The following is a 7,504-nucleotide window of genomic DNA, read 5'->3' on the forward strand; positions in this document are numbered from 1 at the left end:
GCGGGTCGGGCAGCGGCACCGCGTCGGCGGTCGCGCGGCGGCCCAGCGCCGCGGCAGGCTCGCCGCCGACCCCGGCGATGGTGCCGGTCAGGACTGCGCCGCGCCCGCCCTGCACCAGCAGGCCGCCGGCGTCGAGCGCACCGGCGGCGAAGCCGGCCGATCCGAGGTCGATCCGCACATCGGCCGTCCGCGCGTCGAGCCCACCGAAAGTCACGCTCGGGCTTATGATCGAGAGGGCGCCCGCGGTCTGCGCGATGCCGGACAGCGTTGCGCTGGTGCCCGACCGCACCACGATGTCACCGGCGGCCCGGGCCAGGCCGGCCAGCGTCACCACCGGCGCCTGCAGCAGCAGCGGACCGCTCAGCGCGATCGCGGAGAACCCGTTCACCGCGAGTGTCCGGTCGGCGACGAGGGATGTCGTGCCGCCGGTCACCGTGCCGTCCACCAGCAGGCCGCCGCCGGCCACCTCGATGGCCAGCGTGCCGCCGGCGTTCACGAAGGTCCCGCCGGGCACGGTCAGCAGCGGGCCCTGGCTGAACAGGTTGAAATCGCCGCCGGCGTCGAAGCCGCCCAGGGTGGAGATGGCATTGGCCGCATCGGTCAGCGCGGTGTTGCCGCCGGACGCGCCCGTCAGCGTCGCCGCCACGATGCCGGCGGCGGCATCCTGCGTGATGCCGCCGAGGCTGCGCAGGTCGAGCGTCGCGGGCACGGCCAGGGCGGCGGCGATCGCGATGTCGGTTGCCGTCGTCGTCAGCGTGCCGCCGAAGGTCGTCGCCCCGAGGCGCAGCGACTGGAAGGACAGCCGCGACAGCGTATCGGACGTGACGCTGAACACGCCGGGCAGCGGGTCGGCCAGCGGCAGGCGCACAGGCGTGGCCGAGAACGGCGCGATCTCGATCAGCGCGGCTGTCGCGAGCGCGCCGTCCTCCGCGATCAGGTTGCCGACGCGGAAGCTGATGCGGCCCGAATCGCCGGTCGCGGTCAGTTCCGAGAACTCGCCGAGCAGGACCGTCCCGCCGGTGCGCAGACCGATCGCCCCGGCGATGCCCACGCTCTCCGAAGGCGCTCCCGTCCTGACCAGCAGATCGTTCGCGCCGTTGTCGAGTTCGAAGGTTCCGGTGACCTGTAGCGATGCCAGCGACCCCACGACGTTCGCGGGGCTCGTCAACAGCGCATCGCTTGCCGACTCGACGGCGAGCGAGCCGGAGGTGATGGCGCCTGTGGTCTGGACGATGCCGCCAAGTGCCGCCCCAAGGCTCACGAACCCTGCACCGCCGGCGGTGACGTTTCCGGCCAGCGTCAAGGCCGCCGGCAGGGACGGATCGGGGTTCCCGAACGCATCCGCGCCGGCCACCAGGCTGATGAAGCCGCCGAACGGACCGTCGGCGTTGATGCTGCCTGCGGCCGTGACGGTCAGGTTCCCCGAAGCCGCCAGGGAGACGATCCCGAAGCCTTCCTGCGCGACGGTGGTGATCGGCGCCGCCACCGTGAGGTCGCCGCCCACCACGGTGATCGCGATCGGCGCGGTGAAGTTCGGCGTGGTGAGCGTGATCGGCCCGGTGATCGCCAGGTCCGCGATGTTGCGGATGTTGATCCCCCCGAAGGGACCGGCCGTTATGCCCGAGATGGCGGCGATGGCGTTGTCGCCCAGCAGGTCGATCGGGCCGCGCGAGTCCATGACCAGGTCGGGCGTGACGATCGCCGACGGCGCTGCCTGCGTGACGCCCGTGAGCGGTTCCAGGCTGAAGCGCCCGCCGACGCGCACCAGGTCGGTGATCACCAGCGGCGCCGCGATTTCGCCGAGTTCCGTCACGCGCAGAGAGAAGTTCCCCGCGACATCCGAGGCTGCCAGCGTCCCGACCTGGTTGACCGGCCCGCCGAGTTCGGCAGGCGTCAGATCGAGCAGGGCGTTGCCGGTCGTGCGGACCTGCAGCGTGCCCGCGATGATGGGCGCGGTCTGGGAGATGCCGACCGCGCCGGCCTGCATGTCCAGAAGGGTGCCGGCCTGCACCCCGATCCCGCCGACGATGATGCCGCCGGCGGCCGAGAGTGCGATGCCGACGATGCTCTGGTCCTGGATCAGGCCGAGGTTCTGCACAGTCACGTTACCGGCGCGGGCCAGCATGGTGATGCCTTCGAAGCCCTGCACGGTGGCGTTCACCGTGATGGCGCCGGCGGCATCCACCAGCAGCGAGCCACCGTCGCCCTGCCCGGTCACAAGCGCGCTCAGCGTTACGTTGCCGGTGCGCGCGAACAACGCCTGCGACCCGCCGGAGCCGATTTCGGCATTTACCGCCAGGTCGCGCCCGGCATCGAGCGTCAGTGCGCCCCCCACATTGATCGAGGCGTCGACCGTGATGTCGCGCCCCGCAGCCAGCGTCAGGGAACCGCTCTTGCTGACAGGGTCGATAACGGTGATGTCGTTCGACGCCTCCAGCCGGAGATCGCCGGTGACGGTGCCGATCAGGGCGGGCGTGATGAAGGCGTCGCCCGGTACCTCCCCGGCGCCCAGAATGCCATCCGCGATGTCGCCCGGCGTCACTTCGGTCTCGCCGCCGAACAGCGTATCGGCGATGACGAGGTTTACTGGGTCGATCAGCACGGTCCCGGGGGCGCCGGCCGGCGCGCCGGCATCCATGGTGCCGAGCACCAGCAGCCCGGCCTGGCCCGAGACCTCGATGAAGCCGCCATTGCCGCCCTGCGGGCCGCCGCGCGCCGAGATGGCCCCGGCATGCGCCGTATAATCCTGCGAATTCACGATGACGGTGCCGCCATCGCCGCGGACGGTCGCATCGGCGCGCACCGTCGCGCCTTGCGCAATGCCGGTGCGCTGCGCGAGGCGCCGGTTTGCCGCGCCGCGCAGCGTCGTGCCGATCGCGACCTCCCCGCCGCCGGCCGCACCCGAAGCATCGACCCGCGCCCCTTGGTCGACGAGCACGCGGTCGGCCATGATCTCCACTTGGCCGCCGCGCGTCCCGGCGGCGGTGCCGGAGGCGCGCACCTCGCCCTCGACGCGCACGGCCCCGCCGGTGCCATTGATGGCGACGCGCCCGGCGCGGCCCGTTGCGGCGTCGGTGTCGGTCGAAATCACGCCGCCGGCCCGGACCAGGTCCTGCACGATGCCGTCCGCTGCGGCCGCGGTCAGCAACACGGTGCCGCCCTGCGCCTCGATCACGCCGGCATTCGTCACCAGCGCCGCGCCATTCGCCGGCGCCTGGCGGACCCGGCCCGTCACCTCGATGGACAGCAGCCCGTCGCCATAGAGGTCGACGACGTGCGTCTCCGCGCCCGCCAGGGCAATGCGGCCAAGCCGCGCGGTGATGGTGCCGCGGTTCGCAACCTGCGGGGCGACCAGCGCCGCAAGGCCGGCTTCGCGGATGGTGATGGTGCCGGCGTTCTCGATGCGCGCATCTGCCCGGCCCGGCTGGTCGAACACCATCCTGCCGGCCATGAAGTTCTCGTTGGAGATGTTGGCGGAGGAGACGATCAGCCCCGCCGCATCCACCTGCGCGCCCTGCGTGAACACGACACCGGACTGGTTGACGATCGCCACCCGCCCGTTCGCGGTGATGCGCCCGGCGATGGTCGACGGATCGGCCGTCGTCACCCGGTTCAGCGTGATGGCGGAGGCGCCGGGCTGCTGGAAGCGGACGGTGTGGTCGCGCCCGACATTGAAGCTGCGCCAGTCCACGATGCCGCGCTGCTGCGCCTGCTGCACGGTGGTCTGGCCGGCATGCTGGTGCACGGTGATGCTGCCGGCGACGACGCGGTCGAGCACCGGCGCGGCATTCGGCGCGGGCGCCTGGGCGGCAGCGGCGATCGGCATCACGAGGGCGGTGCCCGCCAGGAGGGCCGAACGGAAGCACTGCAGCTTCGCCATGGTCGTCATCCCCCTCAGAACCGCATCAGAAGGCGCCAGTAGAAGGCGTCGGCCTTGAGTTGCTCGCCCGCGGCGCCGTTCGGCCGGCGGTCGAAGCGGCGCACGCCCTCGACCTGGAATTCGGCGTGCCGCGTCAGGCCGAAGCGCGCGCCGAGCCCTGCCGAGGAAATCTGCCGGTTCGGGTCGAGCGGCGCGTTCTCCCAGGTCTCGCCCCAGTCGTAGAAGGCATAGACCATCGGGTCGATCTGCAGGGACCGGCCGAACATCGTCGTCTCGTACGCGATCGACAGCTGCAACTCCGCCGTGGCCGCGAGGGCGCTGTCGCCGGTGACCTGCCCGGCATAGTAGCCGCGCCCGAGCCGGGCGCCGCCAAGGTAGAACTTCTCGGCCTGCGGCAGGATGTCGTTCGACCATTGCCCCGCCACCAGCCCCATCAGCGCCAGGTTCGCGCCCGTCCAGGGCACAAAGAGGGACTGGGTGCGGCTGGCCTCGAAGGTGATCTTGGTGAAGTCCGGCTGCGCCCCGGCGCGGCTGACCAGCGGGCTGTCGGCCGCACTCGCGCCGAAGCCGGAAAGGCCCTGGTGCAGCCGGACCGACACCGCGTTCACCGCCGAGCGGCTATCACCCAACAACTGGTCGAACACCGCCCATTGCGCGCCGAGCCGCACCACGCGGAGCGAATCCTGGCTCAGCACCTGGTCGCCGAAGGGGCTGTCCTCGAGCTTGATCTCGGTGTCGATGACGTCGAAGGCGGCGGCGAGCGTCAGGGTCTGCTGCCGGCGGCGGATCAGCGGATACGCCACCGCCATGCCCGCGACCGTGGTGGTTCCCTGGTAGCCGATGTCGCGCAGCGGCGCGGACGGCGCCGTCTCGCCGGTGCCGGCATAGATCCGCACGCGCACGCCCTGGCTGCCGACGAAGAATTCGGTCGAGGCCTGGCCATACACCGAGGTTCGGCCGTTCGCGTAATACAGCTGGAGTTCGGTCTGCTCGCCGAGCGAAGTGAAGGAGTTGAACTGCACCGCCGCGATGCCCTGTTGCGGGCCGGTCAGGCGATAGGCGCGATTGTCGGCGGCCAGGTAGCCGGTCACCGACTGCCGGCCCACCTGCGCGACGAGGCTGAGCGCGCCGGGGACCGTGCCGGCGGGGCGCAGCACGGCGCGCAGGCTGACGCCGGGGATGTCCTCGGCCAGCAGCAGCCATCGTTCCAGGGTGGCGGTGTCGATCGGCCGGATGCCGCGCAGGTTCTCGAGGAAGTTCAGCACCAGCGTCCCGGCGGGGCCGATGTCGCCATCGAGGCGGACCTCGACGATCTCCGCCTCGCGGACCACCAGCCGCAGCCGGCCGTCGCGCTCGACCGAGGCGTCCACCACGGTGAACACGTAGCCGGCATCACGGTAGAGGTTGAGGATGGCGACCCGTGCGTCCTCGATGCGCTGCAGCGGCACCGACCCGGAGATCGACCCGATCGCCGCATCGAGCCTAGCCTGCGGGAAGGCCGTTGCACCCTCCACCGACACCGAGGAGATGGTGACATTGCGCGCGAGCGCCGGGTCGGTGGACGGGGCGATGACGCCCGGTCGCGCGCCCGGGCCGACGCGCTGGGACTGCAGTGGCGCGATTTCGGGCACCCGCGTACCCTGCGGCGGGATCACCGCGCCGGCGGGGCCTTGCGCCATTGCGTACGGAAAAAGGCTCAAAGCCAATAAAAGAAACGATACAAGCGCCGCAATACGCGCCGATTTCCTGACATAACGCTCTAGACTGTCGCGGATCTCCATACAAACCCCTAAAAAATTCCTAGAGCCTCCAGCATCCGTCGCGAACGTGCATCGAGTAAATGACGATCTTCAACAAAATTTTTGATTGGCCCTGCTAGGCTCAGGACTCATTGGAGATGCCTGCGAAACGCCTTGCTGAGCGACAGATGGGCTGATTCGCTGAGCCTGGTGACGGCAGTTGGACGCCTCGAAAAACCCCTGGCCGCGACGGGGCTGATCTGATTCGCTTTGGCTGGTGATGACGAGGGCGCGGCATGTCGGGACAGGCGGGGTTCTTCGATGCGGAGGAGCGTCTGCGCTGGCTGTCGGCCTCGGGCGACCCGCTGGAGCGGCTGCTTGCCGTGGTGGAGTTCGAGGCGTTCCGTGCGGAGCTTGAGGCGGCGCTGCCGCGAGCGGACCGCAGCCGCGGCGGCCGGCCGCCCTACGATGCGGTGCTGATGTTCCGCGTCCTGGTGCTGCAGGCGCTCTACACGCTGTCCGACGAGCAGACCGAGTACCAGCTGCGCGACCGGCTCTCCTTCATGCGCTTCGCTGGCCTGGCGCTGCACGACGCGGTGCCCGATGCCAAGACGATCTGGCTTTACCGCGAGCAGCTGACGCGCGCGGGTGCGCTGGCCAGGCTGTTTGCCCGCTTCGATGCGATGCTGGCGGAACGCGGCTTTCTCGCCATGGGCGGGCAGATCGTCGACGCCACCGTGGTCGAGGCCCGGCGGCCTCGCCTGAGCAAGGAGGAGAAGGCGACGCTGCGTGATGGCGGCATACCGGAGGGCTGGTCGAAGGCACGCACGCGGCAGATCGACCGCGATGGCCGCTGGACCATCGAGCGTGGCCGCAAGGCCACGCCGCCCAAGGGTGGCGCCCAGCGACAGGCGGCCGAGATTGCGGTGCCGATGTTCGGCTACAAGAACCACCTCGGCATTGATCGCGGGCACGGCTTCATTCGCCGTTTCTCCGTCACGCATGCGGCGCGGCATGACGGCAGCCAGCTCGGCGCTGTACTCGATGTGAACAACACGGCCAGCGGTGTGTGGGCCGACACCGCCTATCGCAGCAGGGCCAACGTGGAACTGCTCGATCGGCGCGGCCTCGTACCCGAGTTCCAGCGCGCCAAGCCACGCGGACGGCCGATGCCGGCGCACATATCGCGCGGCAACGCCACGCGAGCGCGGGTGCGCAGCCTGGTCGAGCATGTGTTCGCCACCGAGAAGCGCCGTATGGGCCTGGTCGTGCGCAGCATCGGCCTGGTCCGCGCCACCGCGCGCATCACGCTCGCCAACCTGGCCTACAACATGCGCCGCCTGGTCTGGATCGAAGGGAGAGGCGCGCCCGCTTAAGGCGACGGAAGGACCAAAACGAACCCAACCCCCGATCCCCACCAGAACCTCGCCGCGCAGCCGCACCGGCCGGCATCCCCGCGCCCCCGACGGCCTTCAGCACCGCCCCGCAACGCGGTTATTCGAGGCGTCCAGTTCTCTTCCCTACGCCACTTCAGCACCATCACCGCCCCTGCAGCGCCGATTGGTGGATCCAGCCGATCGGCTCGTCCTCCTCGCCGACCTGAAGCCATCCGCCCGGCGCCTCGGCAAAGACCCGCAGGCTCGTGCCGGGGCGCACGACGCGCTGCACCGGCGCGCCGGTCGATGGTTCGCGGCGGATGTTCGCGCGCGACGTCGCACTCGTGGTCACGCGCCCGGTCGCCTCCTGCGGTGGCCCGGACGGCCGCGCCGTCGGCTCCGCGCCCCGCCGGGGGCGCGTGGCGTCCGACCCGGTCCAGCGGTGCACATCGCCCCACCAGTCGCCGGGCTCGTCGCGCAGCGGGGCCGCGCCTGGCGTGCGCTGGGGC

Annotated in this window: 4 protein-coding genes; 1 reads left to right on the forward strand and 3 read right to left on the reverse strand. The window is 70.8% G+C overall.

Going from position 1 to position 7,504, the window contains the following annotated elements:
• Both HW578_RS20250 and HW578_RS20255 read right to left on the reverse strand, forming a co-directional pair.
• Nucleotides 1-3,880: beta strand repeat-containing protein (locus HW578_RS20250; RefSeq protein ID WP_198372526.1), on the reverse strand; the 3,880-nt coding region annotated here is incomplete at its 3' end.
• Nucleotides 3,881-3,894: 14 nt separating this feature from the next.
• Nucleotides 3,895-5,511: a ShlB/FhaC/HecB family hemolysin secretion/activation protein gene (locus HW578_RS20255; RefSeq protein WP_198372527.1), complete on the reverse strand. Its 1,617-nt coding sequence runs from the start codon at nt 5,509-5,511 to the stop codon at nt 3,895-3,897.
• A gap of 404 nt (nt 5,512-5,915) precedes the next feature.
• On the opposite strand from HW578_RS20255, the gene HW578_RS20260 reads away from it, so the two are divergent.
• Nucleotides 5,916-6,995 (forward strand): IS5 family transposase, encoded by a 1,080-nt coding sequence (locus HW578_RS20260; RefSeq protein ID WP_198372528.1) that lies wholly within the window; start codon nt 5,916-5,918, stop codon nt 6,993-6,995.
• Nucleotides 6,996-7,158: 163 nt separating this feature from the next.
• Here the strand turns inward: HW578_RS20260 and HW578_RS20265 are convergent.
• The coding region (locus HW578_RS20265) for an SH3 domain-containing protein (RefSeq protein ID WP_198372529.1) at nt 7,159-7,504 on the reverse strand (346 nt) is incomplete at its 5' end.

It is taken from the genome of Roseomonas rosulenta, assembly GCF_016106005.1.
GTDB classification, from domain to species: domain Bacteria; phylum Pseudomonadota; class Alphaproteobacteria; order Acetobacterales; family Acetobacteraceae; genus Neoroseomonas; species Neoroseomonas rosulenta.

Excerpts from the sequence above, each read along its gene's own strand:
- HW578_RS20260 (WP_198372528.1), top strand. The coding sequence starts at position 5,916 with ATGTCGGGACAGGCGGGGTTCTTCGATGCGGAGGAGCGTCTGCGCTGG.